This is a genomic window from Mycolicibacterium chubuense, from assembly GCF_001044255.1.
In the GTDB taxonomy this organism is placed as follows: Bacteria; Actinomycetota; Actinomycetes; order Mycobacteriales; family Mycobacteriaceae; genus Mycobacterium; species Mycobacterium chubuense.
On the sequence record NZ_JYNX01000043.1, the window covers coordinates 1 to 520 of the forward strand.

General features: G+C 80.2%; 1 pseudogene. It reads left to right on the forward strand.

Annotated elements, in window-relative coordinates:
* Window positions 1–520: pseudogene (locus MCHUDSM44219_RS29515) on the forward strand (hypothetical protein); the annotation flags it as partial.

Genomic DNA, 520 nt, shown 5'->3' on the forward strand with positions numbered 1-520 from the left:
CGCCCGTGCCACCCGTGCCACCGGTCCCGCCGGTGCCACCCGTGCCGCCCGTGCCACCCGTGCCACCGGTCCCGCCGGTGCCACCGATGCCGCCCGTGCCACCCGTGCCGCCCGTGCCACCGGTGCCGCCGGTGCCGCCGGTGCCGCCCGTGCCACCGGTGCCACCCTTGCCGCCCTGGCCGCCCGTGCCGCCGGTGCCGCCGTTGCCGGCGTTGCCGCCCTTACCGAACAGACCGCCGGAGCCGCCGTTGCCGCCCTTACCGCCGACGCCGCCGGTCGCGCCGACGCCACCGATGCTGGTCGCATTCTGGCCGACACCGCCGACGCCGCCGGTTCCGCCGGTGCCACCCTGCTGGCCCTGGCCGCCCTGCGGACCCTGGCCGCCCTGGCCACCCTGGCCACCGGTACCGCCGACACCGCCCTGCAGGCCGGTGCCGCCGGTACCGCCCTGGAGGCCCGGAGTGCCGTCAACGCCCTGACCGCCCTGCCCACCGGGGGTGCCCGCACCGCCCGCGGTGCC